This is a genomic window from Melittangium boletus DSM 14713, assembly GCF_002305855.1.
Lineage (GTDB): Bacteria > Myxococcota > Myxococcia > Myxococcales > Myxococcaceae > Cystobacter > Cystobacter boletus.
Genome location: NZ_CP022163.1, coordinates 395,129 through 420,624, shown reverse-complemented (window position 1 = coordinate 420,624; position 25,496 = coordinate 395,129). Strand labels below are relative to the sequence as shown.

The 25,496-nt window shown below is 65.2% G+C and carries 17 protein-coding genes, 1 tRNA gene and 1 pseudogene; 13 read left to right on the top strand and 6 right to left on the bottom strand.

What is annotated here, in order from left to right:
• From MEBOL_RS01770 to MEBOL_RS01755, 4 genes are all read left to right on the top strand, one after another.
• The gene (locus tag MEBOL_RS01770; protein ID WP_095975784.1) at positions 1–1,191 is read left to right on the top strand and encodes a phosphoglycerate kinase; all 1,191 of its coding nucleotides are present in this window, start codon (positions 1–3) and stop codon (positions 1,189–1,191) included.
• A gap of 42 nt (positions 1,192–1,233) precedes the next feature.
• Positions 1,234–2,013 carry a triose-phosphate isomerase gene (gene tpiA, locus MEBOL_RS01765; protein WP_095975783.1) on the top strand — a complete coding sequence of 260 codons (780 nt, stop codon included), beginning with the start codon at positions 1,234–1,236 and terminating at the stop codon, positions 2,011–2,013.
• A 76-nt stretch (positions 2,014–2,089) separates the two neighbouring features.
• Complete coding sequence (gene secG, locus MEBOL_RS01760) at positions 2,090–2,542, top strand: preprotein translocase subunit SecG (protein ID WP_095975782.1); 453 nt, start codon at positions 2,090–2,092, stop codon at positions 2,540–2,542.
• A 118-nt stretch (positions 2,543–2,660) separates the two neighbouring features.
• Positions 2,661–2,742, top strand: a tRNA-Leu gene (locus MEBOL_RS01755).
• A 53-nt stretch (positions 2,743–2,795) separates the two neighbouring features.
• Here MEBOL_RS01755 and MEBOL_RS01750 read toward each other — a convergent pair.
• The 5 genes from MEBOL_RS01750 to MEBOL_RS01730 are packed head-to-tail and all read right to left on the bottom strand — an operon-like array spanning position 2,796 to position 6,440.
• On the bottom strand, positions 2,796–3,908 hold the full coding sequence (locus MEBOL_RS01750; protein ID WP_095975781.1) for a tyrosine-type recombinase/integrase: 1,113 nt from the start codon (positions 3,906–3,908) through the stop codon (positions 2,796–2,798).
• Complete coding sequence (locus MEBOL_RS01745) at positions 3,905–4,117, bottom strand: helix-turn-helix domain-containing protein (protein ID WP_095975780.1); 213 nt, start codon at positions 4,115–4,117, stop codon at positions 3,905–3,907. Before MEBOL_RS01745 ends, MEBOL_RS01750 begins: the two co-directional genes overlap by 4 nt.
• A 33-nt stretch (positions 4,118–4,150) precedes the next feature.
• A complete protein-coding gene (gene tnpC, locus MEBOL_RS01740; RefSeq protein WP_095975768.1) occupies positions 4,151–5,668 on the bottom strand; it encodes an IS66 family transposase in 1,518 nt (505 codons plus the stop codon).
• Positions 5,647–6,048, bottom strand: coding sequence for an IS66 family insertion sequence element accessory protein TnpB (tnpB, locus tag MEBOL_RS01735; protein WP_218920862.1), 402 nt, complete (start codon positions 6,046–6,048; stop codon positions 5,647–5,649). The genes tnpC and tnpB overlap by 22 nt, the downstream gene beginning before the upstream one ends.
• A complete protein-coding gene (locus MEBOL_RS01730) occupies positions 6,042–6,440 on the bottom strand; it encodes a transposase (RefSeq protein WP_095975779.1) in 399 nt (132 codons plus the stop codon). The genes tnpB and MEBOL_RS01730 overlap by 7 nt, the downstream gene beginning before the upstream one ends.
• 640 nt (positions 6,441–7,080) lie before the next feature.
• On the opposite strand from MEBOL_RS01730, the gene MEBOL_RS01725 reads away from it, so the two are divergent.
• The gene (locus tag MEBOL_RS01725) at positions 7,081–9,906 is read left to right on the top strand and encodes an SEC-C domain-containing protein (RefSeq protein WP_095975778.1); all 2,826 of its coding nucleotides are present in this window, start codon (positions 7,081–7,083) and stop codon (positions 9,904–9,906) included.
• Positions 9,907–10,056: 150 nt separating this feature from the next.
• A pseudogene (locus MEBOL_RS44020) lies at positions 10,057–10,198 on the top strand (IS3 family transposase); the annotation flags it as partial.
• A gap of 183 nt (positions 10,199–10,381) precedes the next feature.
• Here the strand turns inward: MEBOL_RS44020 and MEBOL_RS01720 are convergent.
• Positions 10,382–13,684, bottom strand: coding sequence for a sacsin N-terminal ATP-binding-like domain-containing protein (locus MEBOL_RS01720; RefSeq protein ID WP_095975777.1), 3,303 nt, complete (start codon positions 13,682–13,684; stop codon positions 10,382–10,384).
• A 1,095-nt stretch (positions 13,685–14,779) separates the two neighbouring features.
• On the opposite strand from MEBOL_RS01720, the gene MEBOL_RS40880 reads away from it, so the two are divergent.
• The 7 genes from MEBOL_RS40880 (at position 14,780) to MEBOL_RS01685 (ending at position 25,373) form a co-directional block, all read left to right on the top strand.
• Positions 14,780–14,995 (top strand): hypothetical protein, encoded by a 216-nt coding sequence (locus MEBOL_RS40880; RefSeq protein WP_157774707.1) that lies wholly within the window; start codon positions 14,780–14,782, stop codon positions 14,993–14,995.
• 145 nt (positions 14,996–15,140) lie between these two features.
• Positions 15,141–16,574 (top strand): sigma-54 interaction domain-containing protein, encoded by a 1,434-nt coding sequence (locus tag MEBOL_RS01710; RefSeq protein WP_218920864.1) that lies wholly within the window; start codon positions 15,141–15,143, stop codon positions 16,572–16,574.
• 28 nt (positions 16,575–16,602) lie between these two features.
• Positions 16,603–20,043, top strand: coding sequence for a DEAD/DEAH box helicase family protein (locus tag MEBOL_RS01705; protein WP_218920863.1), 3,441 nt, complete (start codon positions 16,603–16,605; stop codon positions 20,041–20,043).
• Positions 20,040–21,548 (top strand): type I restriction-modification system subunit M, encoded by a 1,509-nt coding sequence (locus tag MEBOL_RS01700; RefSeq protein ID WP_095975774.1) that lies wholly within the window; start codon positions 20,040–20,042, stop codon positions 21,546–21,548. Before MEBOL_RS01705 ends, MEBOL_RS01700 begins: the two co-directional genes overlap by 4 nt.
• Positions 21,545–22,726: a restriction endonuclease subunit S gene (locus MEBOL_RS01695; RefSeq protein ID WP_179956366.1), complete on the top strand. Its 1,182-nt coding sequence runs from the start codon at positions 21,545–21,547 to the stop codon at positions 22,724–22,726. The genes MEBOL_RS01700 and MEBOL_RS01695 overlap by 4 nt, the downstream gene beginning before the upstream one ends.
• Positions 22,720–24,435 carry an AAA family ATPase gene (locus MEBOL_RS01690; RefSeq protein WP_095975773.1) on the top strand — a complete coding sequence of 572 codons (1,716 nt, stop codon included), beginning with the start codon at positions 22,720–22,722 and terminating at the stop codon, positions 24,433–24,435. The genes MEBOL_RS01695 and MEBOL_RS01690 overlap by 7 nt, the downstream gene beginning before the upstream one ends.
• A complete protein-coding gene (locus tag MEBOL_RS01685; protein WP_095975772.1) occupies positions 24,432–25,373 on the top strand; it encodes a hypothetical protein in 942 nt (313 codons plus the stop codon). The genes MEBOL_RS01690 and MEBOL_RS01685 overlap by 4 nt, the downstream gene beginning before the upstream one ends.
• The last annotated feature ends 123 nt before the right edge of the window (positions 25,374–25,496 follow it).

Below are 25,496 nucleotides of genomic sequence, written 5' to 3'. Positions count from 1 at the left end.
ATGACGATCCGCTACATCGACGACATGCAGCTCACCGGCAAGCGCGTCTTCATCCGGGTGGACTTCAACGTTCCCCTGGAAGGCAGGCGCATCACCGACGACACCCGCATCCGCGAGGCGCTGCCGACCATCCAGAAGGCGCTGGAGCTGGGCGGGAAGGTGATCCTGGCCTCCCACCTCGGACGCCCCAAGGGCCCCGAGCCCAAGCTGTCCCTTGAGCCGGCGGCCTCGCGCCTGTCCGAGCTGCTCGGCGGCAAGCACGAGGTCATCCTCGCGGATGACTGCGTGGGCGACGGCGTGCGCAAGCTGGTGAAGGATCAGAAGGAAGGGCAGGTGCTGATGCTGGAGAACCTGCGCTTCCACAAGGAGGAGGAGGCCAACGACGAGGCCTTCGCGCGCGAGCTGGCCTCCTTCGCCGACGTCTACATCAACGACGCCTTCGGCACCGCGCACCGCGCCCACGCCTCCACGGCGGGCATGGTGCCCTATGTGAAGGAGAAGGGCGCCGGCCTGCTCATGCGCAAGGAGCTGGAGTACCTGGGCGGGGCCATGAAGAACCCGGCCAAGCCCTTCGTGGCCATCCTGGGTGGCTCCAAGGTGAGCGACAAGATCAAGGTCATCGAGAGCCTGCTGCCCAAGGTGGACGCGCTGCTGGTGGGTGGCGCCATGGCGTACACCTTCCTCAAGGCGCAGGGCCTCGAGGTGGGCAAGAGCCGCGTCGAGGAGGACAAGCTCCCCATGGCGCAGCGCCTGATGGAGGCCGCCCAGCGGCTCAAGACGTCGCTCGTGCTGCCCATCGATCACATCTGCAGCACGGAGCTGGGCGACAAGGGCCCCCTGCGCGAGGTTCCTGATCGGGCCATCCCCGCGGACCTGATCGGCCTGGACATCGGTCCGAAGACGCGCGCCATGTACGCCGAGCACATCCGCGACGCCAAGACGGTCATCTGGAACGGCCCCATGGGCATGTTCGAGGTGCCGCGCTACGCGGCGGGCACGCGCTCGGTGGCCGAGGCCATGGTGGCCAACAAGAACGCGGTGACGATCGTGGGCGGTGGAGACAGCGCCGCGGCCGTCAACGACATGGGCCTGGGCAGCAAGCTCAGCCACGTGTCCACCGGCGGCGGTGCCTCGCTGGAGTTCCTCGAGGGCCGTGAGCTGCCGGGCGTGAAGGCGCTCGAGACCAAGTAGTTCCCCACCCGCAGTTCCCCTCCCGGGGGAGGCACGATTCCCATGGCGGCACAGGCGCGGCGCAAGCTCATCGCGGGCAACTGGAAGATGAACAAGACGGTCTCCGAGGGCCTCGCGCTGGTGCGGGAGCTCAAGGGACTGGTCGCCTCCCTCCCGGGAGAGCGGGTGGAGGTGGCCGTGGCGCCGACCTTCGTCTCGCTCCACGCGGTGGCGAAGGAGTTGGAGGGCTCGTCCGTGAAGCTGGCCGGCCAGAACTGCCACTGGGAGGCCAGTGGCGCGTTCACCGGGGAGGTTTCCGCGGGGATGCTCAAGGACGTGGGGTGTACCTACGTCATCCTGGGCCACTCCGAGCGCCGGCAGTTCTTCGGCGAGACGGACGAGACGGTGAACAAGCGCGCCCGGGCGGTGCTGGGCGCGGGGCTGATCCCCATCCTCTGCGTGGGCGAGACGCTGGCCGAGCGCGAGGCGGGCCGCACCCTGGAGGTGGTGGAGCGCCAGGTGACGGGTGGACTCAAGGGCTTCCAGGCGGCCGAGGTGGCCACCTTCGTGCTGGCGTACGAGCCGGTGTGGGCGATTGGCACGGGCCGCACGGCCACGAGCGCCCAGGCGCAGGAGGTGCACAAGTCCCTGCGCGCCCACCTGGCGAAGCTCTATGACGGGGAGACGGCAGAGCGGGTGCTCATCCAGTACGGCGGGAGCGTGAAGCCGGACAACGCGGCGGAACTACTCGGACAGCCGGACGTGGACGGGGCCCTGGTGGGGGGAGCGAGCCTGAAGGCGGGGGATTTCGCGGCCATCATCAAGGGTGGGGCGGGAGCGTAGGAACATTGTCAGCGTCCGCACCGTTCGGTTAGGCTGCGCGACCTTTGATTTCAGGACCGGAAAGAAGAGCGAAAGCATGTTGACCTTCGTGACGATCGTGCACGTCCTGCTGTGCGTGTTCATGATCTTCGTCATCCTGTTGCAGCCTGGGAAGGACGCGGGCATGGGCTCGGCGCTGGGTGGCGGAGCCGCGACGAGCGCCTTCGGCGGCCGCGGTGCGACGACCTTCCTCACCAAGGTGACGGGCGTCTGCGCGGCGCTGTTCTTCGTCACCTCGCTGGGCCTGTCCTTCGTGGGCATGCGCGGCTCGGTGGCGGCCGGTGTGGTGGCGAAGCCGGCGGCGACGGCTCCGGCGCCGACCCCGGGTCCGTCCACCACGGGTGCGCCTCCGGCGGGTGAGATTCCCGCGGCCAATCCGCAGGACGCGGCGGCCCCCACGGGCGCTGCTCCGGCGACGGGCGCTCCGGGCAGTGTGGAGCAGCCGCGTCCGGCCGAGACGCCGGCGCCTGCTCCGGCTCCCGCGCAGTAGGCGGGCGAGCGGTTCCCGGCCCCAAAAAACGAGGGCCGGGTCCGCTAAAGTTTGTTGCCGTCGGCGCGGTTCGTGGTACTAGAGGCGCCGTCGCAACGCGGTTCGCGGTTCGCAGCAAGCCCAGGTGGTGGAACTGGTAGACACACCATCTTGAGGGGGTGGCGCCGAAAGGTGTGCGGGTTCGAATCCCGCCCTGGGCACTCTGCAAGAAGCCTCCAAGTCGAAAGACTCGGGGGCTTTTTCATTTTCCGGGTTACGCCTCCTGTCTATGTGCCGCCAATGTGCCGTTGGGGCGCACGTCGAGGGCCCGCACCGCGTCCTTCTTCACGTCCGGGCTCGGGTGCGCGTAGCGCATCGTCATCTCGATGGTGGCGTGTCCCATCAACTCCTGGATGGCCTTGAGCGGCACCCCACGCATGGCGAGGTGGCTCGCGAAGGTGTGGCGCAACGTGTGCCACCCGATGGGCCGAATGCCCGCCCGCTCCGCGTTCCGAAGGATGGCCTCCGCGCAGGTGTGCTGCGGGTTGCGGATGAAGCCGCCGTCCCGCTGGGGGAACACCCATGGCGAGTCGATGCGCCGGGGGTAGTCCCGTAGGGCCTTCAGCGCCCGCTCGTTGAGCGGCACCTCTCGCTCGCGCCCGCCTTTCGGAGTGCCGAGGTGACCCCGGAAGACGTTGCGCTTCACCAGCAGCCGCCCGGAGGCCAGGTCCACGCAGTCCCACGAGAGCGCGGCCAGCTCGCCGATACGCAGGCCGGTGTTGAGGGCGAGGGAGATCATCGCCTTCCACCGGCCGGGCTTCGCGTGCGCCTCCAGCAGCTCGGCCTCCTCGAAGGAGAGGAAGTCGATTTCGGGCTTGGGCGCCTTGAGCCACTCCACCTTGGGCACCGTATCGATCTCGCCGAACTCCTGGGCGAGGGCCAGGAGCTTGCGCAGCACGGTCAGGAGGTTGTTGACGCTCTTCTTGGAGAGCCCCTCCTTCACCTTCTGAGCTTTGAGGGCCTCGATTCGTGCGGTGTCGATCTGATCCAGTTTCAACCGTCCGAACGCGGGGACCAGGTGCTTGCGCAGGATGTCGGCCTTGGTCTTCGCGGTGGAGACCTTGTTGTTCGTTCGCGCGTGATCGAGGAACCGCTCCTGGAACTGCTCCAGGGTGGGGGCCTCCTTCTTCTCCTTTCCGAAGGTGCAGTGAAGGAGTGCTTGGCGGAGTTCCCGTTCGTACTGCTCGGCGCCCCGGCGGGTATTCACCGGGGACGCCTTGCGTACGCGTTCCACGCGCCCGTCCGGGTGCTGGAACATCACATCGACCCACCACGCCTCCTGCACCTTGCCCTCCTTCGTCTTCCACTTGCGCAGCCTGACGCTCATCGCTTCTCTCCGAGCGCAGGACCGCCGTTACCCTGGACCCAACTTATCAGGGCAGATTTGTTGATGCGGATGACCCGACCCAGGCGGATGACACCCGGGACGCTGCCCAGGCGAACGGCCTCGTAGAGGGTCTTCCGGTTCACCCGCAGGAAGGTCGCGGCCTCCTCGACGTAACAGCTCGCCGTGCCCCGTCTGGACAGGGCGAGCACGCCCGGGTCTCAAGACGAGGCGCGAAGGCGTGTTCAGTCGGAGCTGGAGGGGAGCGTGACGGTGCCGGGGTTCTCAATGGCGACGAGCGCGGCGCGCAGCAGGTAGCGCCCCGGGTCCTCACCGCCGAGGCGGGCCGTCTCAATCAGCGAGTAGAAGAGGGCCGCCACCTCGGTACCGCGCAGCGACTTGGAGCCGTAGTGATTCTTGCGGCCCAGCACCAGGTCGCGCAGCTGGCGCTCCACCAGGTTGTTGTCCAAGGGCACCCAGGGGTTGGAGAGGAAGACGGTGAGCCCGCTCCACAGCGCCAGCATGTACTCGAGCGCCTTGCGCAGGCCGCTGCCCGGCAGCGCGCGCTGAGCCAGTGCCCACTCTCGAATGGCCGCCACCAGCGGGACGGACTGCTCCCGCCGCACCAGCAGACGGTACGCGAGCGCCGCGGTCTGTTGTGCTCCCTCCAGCGCATGCGGGTCGGGCAGGCCGGCCTCAATGGCATACAACTGGCCAATGAGAGACAGCACCTGGGCGCACGCGGGGGCCACCTGCTCGGCCTCCACGAATTTGCGCCGCACGTGGGCCCAACAAAACACCAGGCTACAGGAGGCCGGCCCGTCGGCCCCCGGTTTCGTCGCCGTCTGGTAGGCGGCGTAGCCGTCCACCATGGCGACGCCCTGGTAGTTGCCCAGCACCTGCCGGGCCGTGGCCCCGGAGCGGCTGGGGAGAATGCGGTGGTGCACCGCACGGGGACTGGCCACCGTCCATGCGTACCACTTCTTCCCCGGGCCCTTGTCCAGCAGGTGCCAGTGCGTCTCATCCGCGTGGATGAGGGGGGAAGCGAAGACGACGGTGAGCAGTGCCTCGTAGCTGGGCTGGAGGTGGCGGGCCAGGGCGTTGAGCAGGTGCAGTAGCGTCTGGGTGTCCACCACCAGGCCCTCGCGCCGGTACATGCGCTCCTGGCGCGCCAGCGGCAGGTGAAAGGCATACTTCTGCAAGGCCACGTGCACGGCGAAATCCACCGCGTAGCGGCCGCCCGGAATGAGGCGCGGCGCGGTGGGTGCGGTGACGGGTGCGCACCCCTCCGGGCAGCGGTACTTCTGTCTGCGGTAGCGCTTGAGGACGAAGTGGCGCTCCACCACGCTCACCTCCTCGCTGTCCTCCGTCTGCCCCCGCCACTCCGCGAGGGCGCCGCCGCACAGGCCGCACACCTTGTCCGCTTCGTCCAGCGGCAGCAGCACCTCTTGCACGGGCAGCTCCGGCTGGGCTCGCGGCCCATGTCCCCGCTGGGGCCGCTCGCGCGCGGCGGGCGCCACTTGCTGCGCACTCGGGCGCTTCTCGCTGGAGGCTCCGAAGAGGCGCTGCTGCATGCGCGCCAGCTGCTCCTGGAGCTGGGTGAGCTCCAGTTGCAGCCGCGCCTGGGCATCCTCCCCCTTGAGCCGCGCATTCTCTTGCACCAGCGCCTCCAGACGCTGGTGCAGTCGCGCGTTCTCCGCCTCGAGCAGCGCCGCCATCTGCTTCGCCGTCTCCAGGTCCTTCACCTGCCCGAGGGGAACCATACCTTCGCGGTAGTGCTACACAGTGGGCACCACCGCAAGCTCTTTCTCCTCGAAGGCTGGCTCCCCGCCAGCTCGCCCCCCTCCAGAAACAAGGACAGCTCCGCCACCGTCAGCTCCACGCTCACCGCTCCGGCCTGGGCCCACGGCCGCGCGAAGCGTCCCTTGAAGAGACGCTTGGTGAGCAGCACCAGCCCCGTGCCGTCGAAGTAGAGCACCTTGGCCCGCTGGCGACACCGCCCCACGAAGAGGAACACGTCGCCCTTGAGCAGCTGTCCTCCCAGCTGCTGCTCCACCAGCGCGCTCAATCCATCAAACCCCTTGCGCATGTCCACCGGCACCGCACTGGCGTACACCCGCACCGCCCGCGTGAGTGTCAGCACGCCACCCTCCGCAGCACCTCCACCGCCTCCTCCACCCCCAGCCCTTCCACCCTCCAGCCCCGCGGCGACACCACCGCCAAGGTAGTGCCCTCTCGCGGCCTCGCGGGCACCTTCTCCTCGTTCACCACCACCGGCACCAGCCCCGCGAGCCTCGGCTCACTCCCTCTCGCCTTGCTCCCAGGCGTCTGCCCCCGCCTCCACGCCTGCAGCGTCGGCTCCGACACCCCCAGCCTCTCCACCACCGACTTGAGCGTCTCTCCCTTCTCCAACGCCTGCGCCAGGTAGCGCACCGCGAACGCTCTCATCGGCTCGGGGAAGGGGCCCGAGCCCTTGGCTCGTCCCGCTCTCAGTCTCTGCGCCTCCTGCCGGAACTGCTTCAACTCCTTCTCCACGTGCACCTCCAGGTTTCTTCCCTGGACGTCTCACGCTCCCGCCTCTCTCGTCACGACGGGCTCCGGCGAGCTGTTACGATGAATCGGCGATTGGATTGCTACGACGGACAGTTCCTGCGGGTTGTCGTCGGAGTTACTTGGGCGTCAGCGGAGGAGTCCCTCCGAGGGCTTATACCCGGTCAGGGGCTGGATCCAGGCAGGGCGGGGGCAGGGTGCTCGTCGCAACTGATTGTCGTGCCCCGTTCGAGACGAGGAGAGGGAGCGGGCTGCCGAGCCAGAGGAGGACGTGAGGCGGACGCTGCGTCAGCATCCTGTGTGCCCTGTGCCTAACTTCCAGTGGCATCGGGCTGTCCGACCGGAGGCTCAGGAGAGGTGGATACTCCATCGCCACGGTGCTGGGCGAGCAGTTACTCTACGTTACTCTGCTCGTCTCTTCAGGCTTCGGCTCTTCCCCTGCTTGATGACTCTCCCGCCCCTTTAACAGGGCCCCCCATTCGTCTTCTGCTCCGGCAGAAGCTATAGTGCTCGCGCGAAGGCTACGCGCGCGGGAGCTCAGGGGCGCGTTAGGGCATCTGCATTCATCGACCGCTTACGGCTTCGCTCAGCGGCGCATCGAACGTATCCTGCGTGGGGGAATGGCATGGACGAAGGCCGTCCGGTGGTGGTCGACACGGCTCAGCTGACTCGTATCGAGGCTGTCCACCGTGGTTTCCTGTTCCAGCATTTGTACGCTGCCCGGAGCCTGCTCCTGACGCCGGGCACGGACGTGTTGGCCGTTATCGTAGAAAGCGACGAAGACGTCGAGATCGTTCGTGCGAATGGCCGGACCTATGTGCAAGTGAAGTTCCGCGCCGGGCCACTCGGCAACACTGACATTGAGGCTGCGCTTGAGCGCTTCGACACGTACAGGCGATTGCATCAATCTGGAGCGCGCCCGGGGGAGGCGGTGTTCGTCATCGCGACGAACGCCCCGCTGACGCCGTCTTTCGCGAACCGCGTGGCAGACCCGAGCTGGCCGAGAGATGTTCGTATCGACCACCCCGGCAGCGCAGCGTCCGGTGACCCCGTCACTCCGATCTCGCCCGCAAGCCTAGCGGATGCATTCAATGTGTGTCGGGAACTCGCTGCCCGCCTGCCGTACGCTCTGCTGTCGCCCGAAACGCTCGTCTGGAAGCTCGCCGGGGCGGTGATGGCGGCGGCCAGCGGAGCGGCACCTCGCGCCGATCACGCATTCCGTCCAGATGAACTGACAGGGCTCTTCGAACAGATCGTCATTCAGTTGCAAGACTTCCCGGCGCCACCGTCCGTGTACCGCGCGCAAGCGGACGAGCCGACTTTGCTCGCAGATGCGCCACTGCGGTTGATTGCCGGCTACTCGGGCGCGGGCAAAACGGCTTGGGTGTCCCAGGCCGCTCTGCATACGGTGGGTGACCTCGCCTACTACGATCTCCGCGAGGTGCCGGGGCCGAGCTTGGCGTCCGGTCTGTCGCGTGACTTGGCGGCGCGCATCTACGGTGCCTCAGGTGGCAGGCTCGGCGAAGTGCTATTGCCGGGCGCCTCCGGTTTGGAGATCCTGAAGGGGCTCGCGCGTCGCCTCGTCTCCGAGGGCCGGAAACTGACTGTCGTGCTCGATAATGCGCACGGCCCGCAGCCGTCCGACGTCGAAGCAGCCGTACGCGCCGCGCCTGGGCTGAACTTCGTTTTGTTGTGCCAGCCCGGAGCACACCAGCTGGAACTTGCCCGGCGGCTCGGGGTCGAGTCAGAGACTCTGCACGGCTGGTCACCCGATGCCATAGCGGCCGAAGCGGCTTCCATGAACTGCCGGGCCAATCTTGCTGATTGCCAGGCGCTGCTCGCCCTTACCGGCGGTCTGCCACTCTACGTGCAGAATGCTTTAACCGTAGCGCGCTCGGAGCTTGGCGGCGACGTGGCTGCTTTATGCGCTCAGTTCTCCGCCCTGACTCATTCTGTCGAAACCGTCCAGGAATTGATCCTGTCCCGCACTGTCGACGCCTTGTCGGGACTCGCTCGGCACGCATTGGGCGTGCTCAGCCTGAGCGACGTGCCCTTATCCCACGAGGAAATTGTCGGCGTTGTGACGGCGTCGCTGGGCATCGATGGGCGGGCAGCCGCGGGATTGTTGCGCGGGTTGCGCACTGCGGCTGTGCTAGAGGTTTTCGGCGGCGACCGCCTCAAGATTCATGACGCTTTCCGGCTACTTGGTCGAGCGCAACTTGCGAGCCTGGGAGCCGACAGTGAGGGTGCGGCATACCGCAGTCTCCGGGATGTGCTCCTGACGTCGCTGAAGGCGGACTGGAACTACCCTAAGCAGAAGCTCTTCATGCGTATCTTGGCGGAAACGGTGGACGTCAAGACGCTCGTCCAGTTAGGGACTGACGAACTCTTCCACGAGATGGGGCTGTGGCCGGAGATAGAGGCTCACCTGCGCAAAGCAGCGGAATCCGACAGCGTCGAGCCCGAGTCGCGCTTCTGGGCTCTTGACGGAATCGTCTTCAACGCCATGCGGGAAGGGGGGGATATCCGGCCTCACATCGAGCGCATGAAGCGCTTGGTCACTGATCACGATCTGGGCCAGGACGAACGGCTCGCAGTTGGCATGAAGGAAATGAACCTGCTCGCGCGCGAAGGGCGGGCAGACGCGGCGATGCGCGTAAAGGTCGAGACCCAAGCTGCACTCAAGGCGACCCCGGCTCACCAGCGCATTTTCCGCTACAACGCCGCGGTCGCGCTTTATCAACTCGGCGAGCACGACAAGGCCGCGTCCGAAGCGTTCGCGGTGGCTCAGGAGTACTACGACCTGCTTGGAATCTCTCCTCAGGTAGTTCTGGGACGGAATCCATCCAAACTCCGCCCGCTGCTGAAGGAGAGTGATGATGTCGAAGACGATTGCAAGCATCTCGCGGATTGCTTGGACCTGTACGCCAAGGCGCTGAACACGGACGGTGGGGATGCTATGTTCGCGCGCGTTCACGCGATGAAGTTCTACGAACTCGCGCATGCGCCAGAGTCGCTGATCCGAGTCGGGCAGGACCTCGTGGACGAGTTCATAGGCCGCTGCGATTACATCGGAGCTCGGCAGGTCTTCGACGCCAACCTCCTACCCATCCTGCAGCAGTTCAAGCTTGCGGCCTATATCATTCCTGTGCGATCGCACTATGCCGTCACGCTCGCATACTGCGGAGACTTCGGAGGCGCTGAGGCTGAGATGGCACGGCTCGTGCCTTATGAGGCGGGGCTCTCTGCCACTGGTCGCCTCGAGTTGCAGAAGCAGCGCCAGATCATCGCTAAGCTGAGACGGAACCCGCCCCCTCCTCAGTGGCTACCACCCCCGGGCTTTCCTTTGCCAGACGCGGCACCGCGCAGCGCCGAACGGCTGCGAAAGCTCGGTCGCAACGAGCTGTGCTTCTGCGGCTCAGGCAAGAAGTACAAGAAATGCCACGGCTGACGTCAGCCAGCTTGAGACTGCCCCAGTTCCGTGAACACCCAAGATGTGCTGAAGGAGCACGGGAGGTCCAAGAACGAAGAGAAGCAGAAGAAGCCGCGAAGGGGCCGGAGTTCATGGCGGGTGCGGTGAAACTGGCAAGTCCTTCGCTAGGTCGCCCGGGACTTGGACCTGAGCGGGTCCTCCTTGCGCATCGGGGTGGAGCAGACGAAGGCAGACCGGGGTGAGGGCAAGCCCGGGGCGTTGACGACGGCAAGAGCGCGAGGTTCTCTCCCGGTTGCGCAAGCGGGTCCGTAACACGTCAATTAGGGCAGGTTGTGAGTCAGGATTGAGGTCGTGCCCGTTTGGTCCTGGACGGAGGACCTCACGGGGCCGCTCCGCCTAGATGCGGTAAGGACAGGCTAGAGGCTCAGGTCGCCCTAAAGGGGACATAGAACAGGCGTGAAATGAAGGCCACGCTGCGTGGAGCCGTTTCGAACTACGCCACTTCCTTGTCCCGCAGCGTCGCGATGGCCCAGTCGCACCATGCCGACAGAGTGAGCCCGGACTGCCATAGCTCGGCGGCTACCCCGAACCGAAGGGCAGCCCCGTTGCGGATAGGAACATGCTCGACCTGCGCGCGTTCCACGAGCGCCCAGGTCGACGCAACACTTCCTGAAATCGTATTGACGAATCGGGAATGCGCGGCGACTTCTTTCGGTGTCCACGGAGTGGAGAGCCGCTCTGGGGCTATGCCTCGGAGGTCCACCACGCAGAGGACGTAGTCCGGCGTGCGGGACGCGGTCGCAGCCTGTGTTGGGGTGAGCCTGACCTCGCCCGAAGTGGTCGCCTTGACCTCGAGGAGCAGGCGCTCCACGCCGAAGTAAGAGGAGGCATCTTCGAGCAGTTTCTCGCCGAGGCGCGTCTCATAGTCGAAGCCGCGATCTACCAACTCCAGCACGAATCCTCGATCCTGCAGGGCCGTGCGAAGGGCCTCCTGCACCGCGAGCCCGAAGGACTTCGCGATGGCCACCCGGCGTTCGCTCTCGCGCTGCTCCTCGGCCGCCACGAGTGCCCGCTCTAGTGCGTCCGGGTCTGTCTGCGTCCGATCGATGAGTTCCGCGAGTATGTCACGGATGCGTTTTGACTCCTCTTCCGAGCAGCCGAGGAGACGGAGTTCGAGCCGGTCGAAGCTGAAGACCTCGGCGAGAAACTCGAGTGCCTGGGGGTTGCCCTTCAGCCATTCACGATCAATCAGGTCCCGGAGAACCGCCGGTGATGGTTCGAAGCGGGTCTGTTTCCCGTCCTTGTCGGTCACCGGAACCCAGGCACGTGACAAAAGGTCGGCAACCCAGAGCGCTGGTCTGAACTCAACCGAGAGCTCCTGGCCACCTCCGCGTGCAGGCACTGTTACGAAGGTGCGCCACCGTTTGTCGCGGACGACGATGTCGGTGAGGATCAGCCCCAGGAGCGCCTTGATTTGCTGGGGCTCGGTGCAATGGTTGATGACTTCACGAGACAACAGTGCGATGGACGAGCAGGCTTGGTCGCGCACGATCAGCCCGGTGGTGCTCACCGAGCCACGGACGAGCGCGGCGAGGCGTCGATCCCGGAGCTCCGATGGGACGTCCTCCTGCAGCGGGTCCGTATGCGCGATGCCCCATGCCTGGAGTCCCTTCAGAGCAGTGGAGAATCCATCGGCGCCGCCATAGTCGACATGCATCACGCGCTGGGCCGGATAGACGATGGAGTAGGGACGCGCTGTCTCTGGCCATGTCGAAACGGGCGCCATGATCGGGTTGTCCCGGTTCCATCGATGGTATTCGTTCGGTTTTGTCGTCGCGAGTGGCACCCTGCGTGCGAGGTCGCCCGCCCCCATTGCTTGACTCGCCCACATGTGTGCGAGGAGCGCGGTTCCGGCCGTCACGACGTACTCGGGCGTGGGATTCCTCTTCGGCTGGACGGCCTGATCAAGCGCTGAAAGGCACTTGTCGAGAGCGGCATCCTCCGTGAGGGTCGGCGTCACGACCGTACTCAGGAGTTTCTCGACGCGCTCGAGTCCAAGCTTGTGCGCCACGTCGAGCACCTCTCGATCAAGCAGCGAGGCGCGAAGATCGAGCTTGAGCTTTTCGGCGGCTAGTTTGGTGCCGTCCAGCACGCCGAGATCGCGCGTCAAACGGGCATGATCAACGAGCTTGCCACGTTGGTTCAGGAGCAAGTGGTCGAGCCACTCGGGCCGAAACGCGCCTGCCGCTGAGGCAACTCCGGCAAGTTCGTAGAGCCTGGCCAGCCATTCGAGCCGGTCTCCCGTGACCGAGAGTGCCTCGAGCGGGAGATGCTCTCCGGCTTTGGGATTGCCGGTGAGGGCCCAGTTCCGGAAATCGGCTAGCCCAAAGATGTTCAGCCCTTCGACGCCGAGCACTTTCCATTCCTGCGCGATCAATGACCAGTCTCGACTGATCACCTTCTCGGGGACGTAGAAGTTCTCGCACCGGGCAGCCAGGTCCCAGAGCGCGTCCGCATCAATGCTTTCCGGACGACCCAACTGCGGCTCTCCTACGAAGTCCGCATACCAGCCATCTGCATTGACGGCAGGCCCAACTCCCCTCGTCGTGTTGATGAGGGGCATTTGGGCGACCTCCGCAGCCCGCGCCTTCAGTCGCTCGGCCCACCAAGCTCGCTCGTCATCCGACAGCGCTCCCTCCGCAATCGGTCCTACTCGCGCGAGCCAGTGCGCCCCTTCAATGTGGAGATCATGCGCCAGCAAGGCGGCTAGGACGAGGCAATCGAGGGCCGCCTCCACAAGTTCACCGCCTGGATCCTTCAGGAGCACTTCCCGACGTTCCTGATCGACGTTGAAATGCCCCTCGAGCACCGCCTCTGTACGGAGAAAGGTCGTTCCGCGAATAGGGAACCGGCGAAACACCCGGGGGAAGGTTGCGGGCAGTCGAACGAGCTGGGCTGCATGGCTGCCTGTTTCTGAGACGAAGATGGCCGAAGAGTCCGGCTGTGCCTGAGTTGAAACGACGTGGGCGACGAACGTTCGGGTTCTATTGCCCGAGTACATCTGGACAGAGCGCTCGCGGTAAGCAAGCCCCTCCATTGGTGGCTGTCGGAAGGCGCCCGCTTGCCATCGCTCTGTTGTCCCTTCACCCTCCAGCACGACCTCGTCGAGCTTCGGGCACGTAGCAAACAGATAAGGCAGCGCCGTTCGGAACGTGACGAGCCCGCGTTCGAGTTGCGCCCGGTCTTCCATCCTGTAGACGAAGCACGCCGATGGCTCGTTATCGATCTCGCTCAGCTGTCGTGCGGATCGGATCGCCGCGTTCGCGGCATCGATGTTCGCGAGGATCTGCTCCTCGTCACCGCCTCGGTCGAGGCTCACCGAGAACCATTCGGGTCCGGTTTCCGTCGCAAGAATCCCGCTGACTTCGGCTTGTTCGGAGAGTACGTGTGTGACGAGGAACCCGGTCCCGAAGCGGCCGGTCGTGTCCTCCCCTTCGAAATCCTTGCTCGAGCCGCCACTCAAGAGCGCGGCGAGATCCAGCGGCTGGAAGACAGCACCGTCGTGCTCGAAGAGGAATCCGTCCTCAGTGGTCGCGAGGCGAACCCGGATGCCAGCACGTCCGGGGCGTGGCCCTGCGTCGTGTGCATTTTGGAGGAGCTCGAACGGCCAGCGACCGCCGGCGTCTACCGCCTTCTTACGCGCCTCATCCACGCGGGTACGAATACGTCGCGCCTCGTTGCGGCTGAGCTGTCGCTCGCGCGCAACGTTGTACGCCACCAGCGCCGATTCGGACATCGTGCCCCCATGTTCGTGGAGCGTCGACCATACAAAGCGTCAGAAGCCGATTCACCCACCGAAAACGTAGAAACTGCGTAGACGGCGGCCTAGTGGGAGAGGTAGTGGAAGGTGAGCGGCGAGCGATCCCTAACTGCTGGGTGCCCGCTCCCTGGTGGTGCTGCTGCTGCCCGTCATGAGAAGTTCGCCTTCCCCCTGCTCAAGGGGACGAAGCAGGGCCTTCACATCCGAGGAGCGGACGGACGGCGTTCGACACCCATAGTTGAGGTAGCCTGCCATGTGCGCAGAACTCGTAGATGGGAGCCCGCGAGGTGCCTGGGGAGTGGGCCACTTCCAGGACCATAAGCACCCCTGCCTTGTAGGGCTCGTCGACGGGGCACCGTCAGGAGTACGGGACTCTGGGGCCTCGTCCATGTGCCCCGTATGTGCCCCTCCGGCGCGGAATCAGGCGGAACCACGTGGGACAGGGTGGGACGGGAAGGGATGAAGAATCCGAGTAAAATCAAGGGGATGGTGGGTAACGGCGCGTCCTGCTTCAGGTTTTTCCATCCCCTCGGGCAGGGTTCGAATCCCGCCCTGGGCACTCCGCAAGAAGCCTCCGAGTCGAAAGACTCGGGGGCTTTTTTATTTGCTGCTCTGGATTGTAGCTGCTGGGCCTCGTTCGAGGGCAGCGCGCCTCCTGATGGCGGCGTCGATGGAGGCCGGAGCTCCACCTTCAGCTTCGCCACCTCTGTGCAAAGCGACTCCCTGGGGCGCGTCGTGTGGAGGCTCACGATGTCCCCCTTCGGTCCGTGCGTGACCCAGGCGAGCTTGTCCCGATCTGCCCCGTCCGCCAGTGCCAGGCTGATGAAAGTGCGGCGGGAGTCGTGAACCCGTCGGCCCCGCAGGCCGAGTAGCTCAAGGTCCTCCAGGAGCTGCGCGTGGACGACGGGATCGCGCCGGTGCTCTCTACGCCGGGAGGGCACGACGAGGTCGTCGGCCGTGGATGCTCGTCCCTGCTTGCGCTCCCATCCCTCCTGGTGCCACGCCGCGAGGACACGGGCGAGTACGGGATGACCGGCACCTCGCGGGGGCGCTCCGGATGGTCCAGGCGTCGTGCGCGAGTTGGTCACGTCCGGCCTCGTCGAGCTCTCCGAACAACCTGAGGCTGTCGGGACGACGGTCGTGGAGATCGAGCACCACCTCGTCGGCGGCGAAGAGAACGGAGACCTGCGGGGGCTGGATGCGAATCGTGTTCGTCATAGCGAGGCCCCACTTCAGCGACCGGGCCAAGCCGATGGTCGGGTGTTCAGAGTGGGCGTGGCGGCGTGATTTCCATGGGTTGGCGCCTGCGTCGACGACAAGACTCCTTGTCGTAGCGCAAAACCGTTTGTACTGTCGCCCAGTGCGCAAGATCCTTGTCGCCTGGATTGGCAAGACCGATCTCCGAGCGCCTACCGAGAGCGAGGCGGTGGGCATGGGTCCGATCGCGCAGGCGCTCACAGTCCGGAGCTTCGACGAGGCCTTCCTGCTCTCAGACTACGACGACAAGGTCGTTCAGCCCTACATGAAGTGGCTGAAGGGCCGCTGTTCGACGCAGATCGAGGTGGTGCCGGAGAAGCTGTCGGGCCCCACACAATTCGGCGAGATCTACGAGGCCGCCGTCCGCGGCATCGAGCGTGCGCTGGGCGACCGGCGGCGCGAAACGGCCCTCTCGTTCTACCTGAGCCCCGGCACGCCGGCGATGGCGGCCGTGTGGATCATCCTCGGCAAGACCCGCTTCCCGGCCGAGCTGATCGAGTCCTCGCGCGAGCACGGAGTGCGCACCGCCTCGGTTCCCTTCGACATCTCGGCCGAATTCCTGCCCGACCTTCTCCGCGAGCAGGACGAGCGGCTGCGGCTCGTCAGCCCCGGCGAGGCTCCTCTAGCCCCCGAGTTCTCCGACATCATCCACAAGAGCCGCGTCATGGACCGCCTCATCCAGCGCGCCCGTCGTGTGGCTATCCGCAACGTGCCCGTGTTGATCGAGGGCGAATCGGGCACCGGCAAGGAGCTGCTCGCGCGAGCCATCCACCGCGCGAGCCCCCGCAAGGACCGCCCCTTCATCGCCGTGAACTGTGGCGCCATCCCCGCCGAGCTCGTGGAGTCAGAGCTGTTTGGCCACGAGAAGGGCGCCTTCACCGGCGCGACCCAGCAGCGTAAAGGGCACTTCGAGGCGGCCGACGGCGGCACACTCTTTCTCGACGAGCTGGGCGAGCTGCCCGGCCCCGCGCAGGTGAAGCTGCTCCGCACTCTTCAAGAGGGCGAGGTCGTGCGCCTGGGTTCAAGCAAGCCGACGAAGGTCGATGTCCGCATCATCGCCGCGACGAACCGCACCCTCACCGAAGAGAGCGCCTCGGGACGTTTCCGAGAAGACCTCTTCTACCGGCTCGCCGTCGCCGTCTTGAAGCTCCCTCCACTCCGCGAGCGCTCCGGCGATCTCGGCGTCCTCATCGATCATCTGCTGGCTCAGGTGAACCGCGAGGCCGCAGGCGAGCCTGGCTTCAAGGAGAAGAAAATTTCTTCTGGCGCAAAAAATCTTTTGCTCACCCATCCCTGGCCGGGCAACGTCCGCGAGCTACTGAACACCCTGCGCCGCGCCGCCATCTGGAGCGACGGCGCGGCGATCTCCTCGGAAGACGTGCGCGAGGCCCTCTTGCCTGTTGCCGCCACCACGCGCCCCGAGGTGCTGGGGCGACCGCTCGGATCGGGCTTCAACCTCTCGGAATTGCTCAAGGAGGTCGTGCGCCACTACCTGGGACGCGCGATGGACGAGGCCCACGGCAACAAGACCAAAGCCGCCGAGCTAGTGGGCCTCCCTAGCTACCAGACCTTGAGCAACTGGCTCGTGAAATACGAGGTGCAGCGCTGATGGCACGGTCGTTGAATAGAGCGCCGGCATGATCGGCTCCGAGGTTCCGCACATGAAGTCGCATAACTTCGAATTCCTGCGTCCGCGCCGAGCCGTGCTGGCCGATCTCGCCGGCTTCGCCGAGCGCTACGCCCATGAGGACCCTGCGAGCTCGCTCATCAAACAGCGAAGCTTCGTCGAACTCGCGGTCACCACCATCTACGAGCGCTATCGGCTCCGCCCTCCGTTCTCCGACAACCTGAACGACCTGATGAACGCCGAGCCGTTCCGGCAGTCGGTGCCCGAGGTCGTGCAGAACAAGCTCCACGCCGTGCGCAAGGCTGGCAATCACGCCGCGCACCCGCGTCGGCCGATCACGAGCCAACTCTCCCTAGAGTGCCTCGCGCAACTCTTCGACATTGCCCGTTGGTTCCACGTACAGGTCGATGGAGGCGACCTCAGCTCCGCGCCCAAATACACGCCACCGCCGCCCGAGCCCGCAAGTGCCACCAAGACGAAGGACGCGCTCGAGAAGCTCCGGCTCGCCGAGGCGAAGTACGAGTCGGTGCTCGCCGCGCTGGAGGCCGAGACCCAGAAGCGCCTCGCAGCGGAGCGGGCCGCCACCGAGCACGCCACCGAACTCGAGAAGCTGAAGGAAGAGGGCCAGAAGGTCGCCTCGTTCCTCCAGTTCAACGAAGAGACGACCCGCCGTCGCCTCATCGACCAGGCCTTGATCGCAGCGGGCTGGAACGTCGGCGCGAGCGGCGCGGACACCGAGCAGGTGCGCCAGGAGGTGCGGCTCACCGGGATGCCGACGCCGACGGGCGAGGGCTTCGCCGACTACGTGCTCTACGGCGATGACGGAAAGCCGCTCGCGGTCATCGAGGCGAAGAGGACCGCGAAGGACGCCCGCGCCGGTGGCGAACAGGCGCGTCTGTATGCGGCCTGCCTCGAGAAAAAGACCGGTGTGCGCCCGGTCATCTTCTTCACCAACGGCGTCGACGTGTTCCTCTGGGACGATGCGCAGGGCTATCCGTACCGCAAGGTCTACGGTTTCTACTCGAAGGACAGCCTCGAGTACCTGATGCACCAGCGCGCGAATAAGAGGCCGCTGGCGGCCGTCGAGCCGAACCTGGCCATCGCGAACCGCATGTACCAGCTTGAGGCGGTCAAGCGCGTCTGCGAGCGCTTCGAGGGCAAGTTCCGCAAGGCGCTCGTCGTGCAGGCCACGGGCACTGGCAAGACGCGCGTCGCCATCTCGCTCTGCGACGTTCTCATGCGGGCCGGGTGGGTGAAGCGCATCCTCTTTCTTTGTGACCGGCGCGAGCTGCGCAAGCAGGCGGACCGCGTCTTCAAGGAGTTCATGCCGGGCGAGCCGCGCGTCATCGTCGATGCCAGCACCGCGAACGACCGCGACAAGCGCATCTACCTCGCCACCTACCCGGCGATGATGAAGTGCTTCGAGGACTTCGACGTCGGCTTCTTCGACCTCATCATTGCCGACGAGTCGCACCGCAGCATCTACAAGAAGTTCCGCACGCTCTTTCAGTATTTCGACGCGCTCGAGGTGGGCCTCACGGCGACGCCGGTGCTGCGGCTCATCGAGCACAACACCTACGAGCTGTTCGGCTGCGAGGACCGCGATCCAACCGCGCACTTCAGCTTCGATGACGCGATCCAGAGCAAACCCCCGTTCCTCGTGCCGTTCCGCGTGATGGTGGTGAGCACGAAGTTCCGCCGCGACGGCTTCCGCTACAAGGACATGACCGCCGAGCAGCAGGCCGAGCTTGAGGACCAGGATCCGCAGGCCGAGGCCGTCGACTACGACAGCGAAGATCTCGACAAGTACTTCTTCAACAAAGACACGACGCGGGCCATCTGGCGCTCGCTCATGGACAGCGGCATCCGCGAGGCGACGGGGAGTCACGTCGGCAAGACCATCGTCTTCGCGCGCAGCCACGCCCACGCCGTGCACCTCGCCGAGGTCTTCAGCGAGCTGTACCCGCAGTACGGCTCGACGTTCTGCCGCGTGATCGACAACCAGGAGCCGAAAGCCGATCAGCTCATCGACGACTTCAAGAACCCTGACAGCGAGCTGAACGTCGCGATCTCCGTCGACATGCTCGACACCGGCATCGATGTGCCCGAGGTCGTGAACCTGGTGTTCGCGAAGCCCGTAAGGTCTTACGTGAAGTTCTGGCAGATGATCGGCCGCGGCACGCGGTTGCGAAAGGACCTCTTCGGGCCCGGTCGCGACAAGACCGAGTTTCTCATCTTCGACCACTGGCGGAATTTCTGGTTCTTCGACGAGAAGTACAAGGAGACGCAGCCTTCGCCGCAGAAGTCGCTGCTCCAGCACCTGTTCGAGACGCGCGTGGAGCTGGCCGCCGTTGCGCTCGACAAGATGGACCAGACCACCTTCGAGGCCGCGGCCGCGCTGATCCTCGGCGACATCCGCGCCGTGCGTGACACGAACGCCATCGACGCGCGCGACAAGTGGAAGGAACTCGAGCTGCTCGCCGACGGCGATCGCGTCCACCACTTCGCCGCGGCGACGAAGGCCGATTTGCTCTCCATCGTCGCGCCCCTCCAGCACCTACGCAGCATCCGCGGCGACGAAGACGCCTACCGCTTCGATCTGCTCATGACGCGCCTCGAGCTCGAGCTTCTGCGCGGTGGCCCAAGCGCGCCCAAGGTCTTGGACCTGCGCGCCCGCGTCGAAGAGGCCGTCGAGCTGCTCGCCAAGAACCTCGCGCCGGTGAAGGCAAGGGTCGAGGAGATCCATCAGGTGCGGAGCAAGGACTTCTGGGCAGCCGTCGAGGTGCACCACCTCGAGGGGCTGCGTCGTGAGCTGCGCGGCATCATGAAGTACCAACAACTTCCGCCCACGACGCGCGTGGCGCCGCAGGTCTTCGATGTGACCGACGACGGTCACCTGGCCGAGACCTACATCCCGAAGCTCGAGGGCCTCGAACTCGTCGAGTACAAGCGACGTGTCGAGTCGGTGCTGAGCAAACACTTCGCGGAGAACCCGATCTTGCAGCGCATTCGTGCCGGTAAGAGTGTGCGCGACGACGAGCTCGAAGAGCTGGCACGCCTCGTCCTCAAGATCGACGACAAGGCCAACGTGAAATACTTGGCGGGGCACGACCCGGAGACGCGCAGCTCGCTCCTCGCCGTGTTCCGTGGCCTGGTCGGACTCGATGCCACGGCTGTCGAGCAGGCGTTCTCGGCGTTCGTCCAGAAGCACCCACGCCTCTCGTCGCAGCAGCTCCGCTTCCTGCAACTGCTGCAGAACCACATAGCCCAGAACGGCGGCATCGAACTCGAGCGGCTCTACGAACCACCGTTCACTACCCTCCATGCCCTCGGTATGGAGGGCCTCTTCCAAGAGCCCGGAGACGTGGATGAGCTCCTCGCCATCCTCAGCGTCTTCGAGCCCAAGCGCGCCGCGTCGACCGACCGGCCCCCCGCGAGCCAGGCATCATGAGCACCCTGACCACACAGCTGAAGAGCGACATTGACAAGCTCTGGACCGAGTTCTGGACCGGCGGCATCACCAATCCGCTCACCGTCATCGAGCAGATCTCGTTCTTGATGTTCGCGCGTCTCCTCGACGTCATGGAGACCACCGGCGAGCGCAAGGCCGAGCGCCTCAAGAAGCCCTTCAAAGGTCGCTTCACCGGGCCGAATGACCCACGCCGCTGGAAGAACTTCAAGCAGAAGGACGCCGCTGAGATGCTGCGCGTCGTGCGCGACGAGGTCTTCCCGCACTTCCGCAAGCTGAACGGCGGCACGACCTTCGCCGAGTACATGCAGGACGCCCAGCTCATGATCCAGAAGCCGAGCTTGCTCGTCTCGGCGGTGAACATGATCGACAAGCTGCCGCTTACCGACGGCGACGCGAAGGGCGATCTCTACGAGTATCTCCTGAGCAAGCTGACGACGGCGGGCATCAACGGCCAGTTCCGCACGCCTCGCCACATCATCCGCTTCATGGTGGAGCTGATCGAGCCGAAGCCGACGGACACCATCGGCGACCCCTCGTGCGGCACGGCGGGCTTCCTCGTCGGCGCGATGCAGTACCTGCTCGAGACGCACACCTCGGCGAAGGGCAAGCTCGAAGGTGAAAATGGCGAGACTATCTACACCGGCGACCTGCTTGAGCCGTATCGCGACCACATCCAGAACGGGATGTTCCACGGCTTCGACTTCGACGCGACCATGCTTCGCATCGCATCAATGAACCTGATGCTCCACGGAGTCGACAACCCTGACATCCACTACCAGGACACGCTGTCGAACTCGTTCCCCGAGAAGTTCCCGAAGCAGGCGACCGGCGGCTTCGACGTCATCTTCGCCAACCCGCCCTTCAAGGGCAGCCTCGACGAGGGCGACGTTCACCCCACGCTGACCCAGGCGGTGAAGACGAAGAAGACCGAGCTGCTCTTCGTCGCCCTCATCCTGCGCATGCTCAAGAAGGGCGGTCGCAGCGCCACCATCGTGCCCGACGGCGTGCTCTTCGGCTCGTCGAAGGCGCACACCGCACTGCGCAAAATACTAGTGAAGGACAACCAGCTCGAGGCGGTCATCTCGCTGCCGAGCGGCGTGTTCAAGCCGTACGCCGGCGTGTCGACGGCCATCCTCGTTTTCACGAAGGGCGGCAAGACCGACCACGTGTTCTTCTACGGCGTCGAGGCCGATGGTCTCTCGCTCGACGACAAGCGCGAGCCGGTGATCAAGAACGACCTGCCGGATGCGCTGGCGTGCTGGATGAGAAGGAGCGCTAAGAAGGACACCGACCGTACGGCGAAGCACTTCATGGTGCCGGTGAGCGAGATCGAGGAGAAGGACTTCGACCTCTCGATCAACCGCTACAAGGAAGCGAAACACAAAGAGGTCCAGTACGACCCGCCCAAGAAGATCATCGCCAAGTTGCGTGCGCTCGAGGCCGAGATTGCGAAGGACTTGAGCGAGCTGGAGGGTATGCTGTGACGGTCTTGGGAGATCTCGTCACGCTCCAAGGGGGCGGCACACCGCCGAGAGATGAACCGAGGTATTGGAACGGCACCATCCCGTGGGCGAGCGTGAAAGATCTGGGCGTCTCGCGCCTTGTGTCGACCGTCGAGCGCATCTCTCCTGGAGGGGTCGAAGCGAGTGCAACAAGAATCATCAAGGCTGGGCACGTCGTCGTAGCGACACGCATGGCCATCGGACGTGCCTCAATTCTAGAGGTGGATGCCGCCATCAACCAGGATCTGAAGGCGCTCATCCCACGACCCGGAAGGCGAGTTCACCCAAATTACCTACTGCACTTGCTCGGCGCGAGTACCGCCTTCCTTGAGAAGCGAGCCACCGGCGCGACCGTGAAGGGGATTCGAAGCGAAGTCCTTGAGAACCTGCCCGTGCCACACGCGAACTACGACGAGCAGCGGCGCATCGCTGACATCCTCGACAGGGCCGACGCCATCCGCCGCAAGCGCAAGCAGGCCATCTCTCTCATGGAGGAACTCTTGCGCTCGGCGTTTCTGGAGATGTTCGGTGACCCAGTGACGAACCCGAAGGGGTGGCCGGTGAAACCCGCGGGCGAATTGATCGAAGGCCTTGAGGCCGGATGGAGCGCGAACGGAGAAGCGCGGCAGCGGGCCGCCGACGAGTTTGGGGTGCTCAAGGTCAGTGCCGTCACATCTGGTGTATTCAAGCCGGATGAACACAAGGCCGTCGCGCCCGGGACCATCGATTGTGAACTGGTGACTCCTCGTGCCGGCGACCTTCTATTTAGTCGAGCAAACACGCGAGAACTAGTTGCAGCTACGTGCCTTGTCGAGCGCGATGAGCCCCGGCTTTTCCTTCCTGACAAGATCTGGCGCGTGGTTCCACGAGCCGGCACGACAACCACTCCCTATCTCCGCTTCCTTCTCGCGCATGCTCGTTTTCGGGCCGAGCTAACCAAGACCGCGACTGGAACCAGTGGGTCGATGCTGAACGTCTCGATGGAGAAGCTGCGTGGTTTGCGATGCCCGGTCCCTCCATTCTCGCTACAGCAGCGCTTTGCTGACCTGGTCTGGAGCGTGCTGCGCATCAAGGCGGGATTCGCGACAGCCGAGCAGGACGCGGCGAACCTCTTTGCGTCGCTCGTGGATCGCGCCTTTTCAGTAGGTCTTCCATGCTGACCTCCCTCGAGATCGAGAACTTCAAGGGATTCGCCGGTCGCCAGCGCATCGAGTTCGCACCGCTGACGTTGCTCTTCGGCGCCAACAGCGCGGGCAAGAGCACGATCTTACAGGCGCTGCTTTACCTGCACGAACTGATCGAGCGCGGCTCAGCCGATGTCGATCGCACCGAGCTGGGCGGCAACGTGCTCGAACTCGGCGGGTTTGCCCGGCTTGTGCACCGTCACGAGACCGAACGCGCCATCGTGCTCCGCGCCGAGTTCGCTACGCCCGGAGCCCTCGAGCGTTTCGGGCGCGACCTCAGCGACTTCCCCTTTCCCGATCTCGACGACCTGATCGAGACCGCCTGGCTGGAGCTGGAGGTCCGCTATCGGCGGACTCCGACGTTTCGGGGGCCAATCATCGATAGGGTGACGATCGGGGCCAACGAAATTTCTGAGCCGCTTGTTCGGATGGAGAACGGTGAATCGCTGAGAGCCGGAGAGCCGCTCTACGTTCAGGTCAATTTCGGCCACCCTGTCGTTGCGACGCTCCGAACGTCGCACCCGCAGCTGTGGCCTGCGCTTGAGGCTGGTCATCCTTGGCAGGATGTTGACGATCTCCTCCAAGATGAGAGGCACCAATTCGAGACAACCATCGATGAACTCTCGGCGATCGCGGTCTCTCAGGACTTGCTCGCACGAGCACTTGGGACACAGGCCGAGCTCGCTAACAGAGCTGACCTACGTTGGCGGCCGTTCTTCGCGATCGCGCGATCGCGTACGGGAGCTTTGCCTGGCCTCTTGGAAGCGCTACGAGTGCTGCCTGCGGGTGACATCGAAGGTGACAAAGAGGAGCTCGTTTCGCTTCGCCGCCAGCCTTCCTTCGACGAGAAGCGTGTCGAGGCGCTCGAACAGTCCATATCCACAAGAGAACGTGCTGTACAGCATGTGCGCACGTTCCTCGAGATGGTGGTGCTCGGCACGACGGCGCAGCTCGCGGCGTTCCTGCGCGATGCGCAGTACATCGGCCCGCTGCGGACAATCCCTCCGCGCGGCTTCCTCTACGAGCGCGCCGGCCGCATCACGAGCTGGGCCGACGGCTTGGCCGCCTGGGACCTGCTCCTCTCCGACCGGCTCACTCTCGTCGAGCGCACGAACGCCTGGCTCCGGCGCCTCGGGGCGGGCTGCCAGGTCGTCGTCCAGCAGCTCTTCGAAGGCAACGCGGACGCCGAGGAACTCTCGGGCGGCCACGTCGACAAGACCGTGCGCCGACTGCTCCTTGACACCGGCGCGGGCTCGTTCGTGCTGCCGTCGGAGGTGGGCGCGGGCATCTCGCAGCTCATCCCCGTTGTCGTCGCCGCCATCGAAGGGCGTGGTGGCCTCACGCTCGTCGAGCAGCCTGAGATTCACGTGCACCCTGCCGTGCAGGTGGGGCTGGGCGACCTGCTCATCGAAGCAGCGAGCCGCGAGGGCAGCCGACGCACGTTGCTCGTCGAGACCCACAGCGAGCACCTCATCTTACGGCTCTTGCGACGCATCCGCGAGACAACCGAGAAAGAGCTGGCCGAGGACGCGCCTGCGTTCAGCGAGGACAAGCTGAGCGTGCTCTACGTCCAATCGAACCCGGGAGGAGTTCGTGTGCGCCGCCTTCGCGTCGACGAGCGCGGGGAATTCGTCGATCGCTGGCCCAAGGGTTTTTTTGCCGAGCGCATGGAGGAACTCCTGTGATTCACGCCTTCGCGCTCGATCCGGAGGTCGTGGCCACCTGGGGACGCCGTGAGGAGTTCCGCTTCATCCATGACAAGTTCGGGCTCGGCACGCCGCGCGTGCTGCTTGAGCTGCCCGCGTTCAGCAAGTGGAAGAGGACCGTTTACAACGCCGCGATGGCACTCGACCTGTCTCAGGAGGACATGAAGCGCATCGAGGAGCTGTTCCGGCTCTTCGGCGAGAACAAGCATCGGCGCGCCGACGCGGTCTACGACGGCCTGCTGACGTGGCTTGAGAACGCCGAACGTGAATGGGCGCGCAGACCCTTCGCCAGCATCGTCGCGTCGCAGAACCCGCGAAACCATGAGGGCGTGCTGGTCCCCGACCAGCTCGGTGCGGGCAGTTCTCGCTGGGCGTGCGAGAGCGGCGCGTCCCCTTCGCGTACGCCGAAGGCCTTGGTGCTTGCCCTTTCGGCGATGGTGACCAACTGCCGTCAGCTCCACCTCGTCGATCCGCACTTCGGCCCGGAGAATGCACGCCATCGAATGGTGCTCGAAGCGTTGATGGGTGTCGTTGCGGACAACGGGCTGACACTCGACGTCGTGCGGGTGCACTGCTCCGAGAAGTCGACGATGAAGTTCTTCGAGCAGGAGGCCGTCAAGATGGCGGAGCGTCTGCCGAGCGGCCTCTCGGTTGAGTTCGTCCGCTGGCGGCAGAAGGCAGGCGGAGACCGACTGCACAACCGCTACGTGCTGACGGACATCGGAGGCGTGTCGCTCGGCGTGGGCCTCGATGCTGGCGGTGCGGGTGAGACAGACGACCTGCTCCTGCTTCCTCGCGCGCAGTACGCGCTGCGGTGGGGGCAGTACGTCGAGGAGAACGGCTCATTCGAGTGCGCGGATCGTCCTGCGACCGTCGTCGGCACGCGGACTCGCGCGCCGCAGAGGGGCGGTGGGTGATGGTATTGCCGAGCCTGGACGCGGCGACGCTTGAGGCGCTCTGCGGGGTGCTCGGAAACACGGGCGACGGTCTCACCGGCTCCGAAATCGGTGCGCTGTTGCGCCAGTGTCAGAAGGAACGAC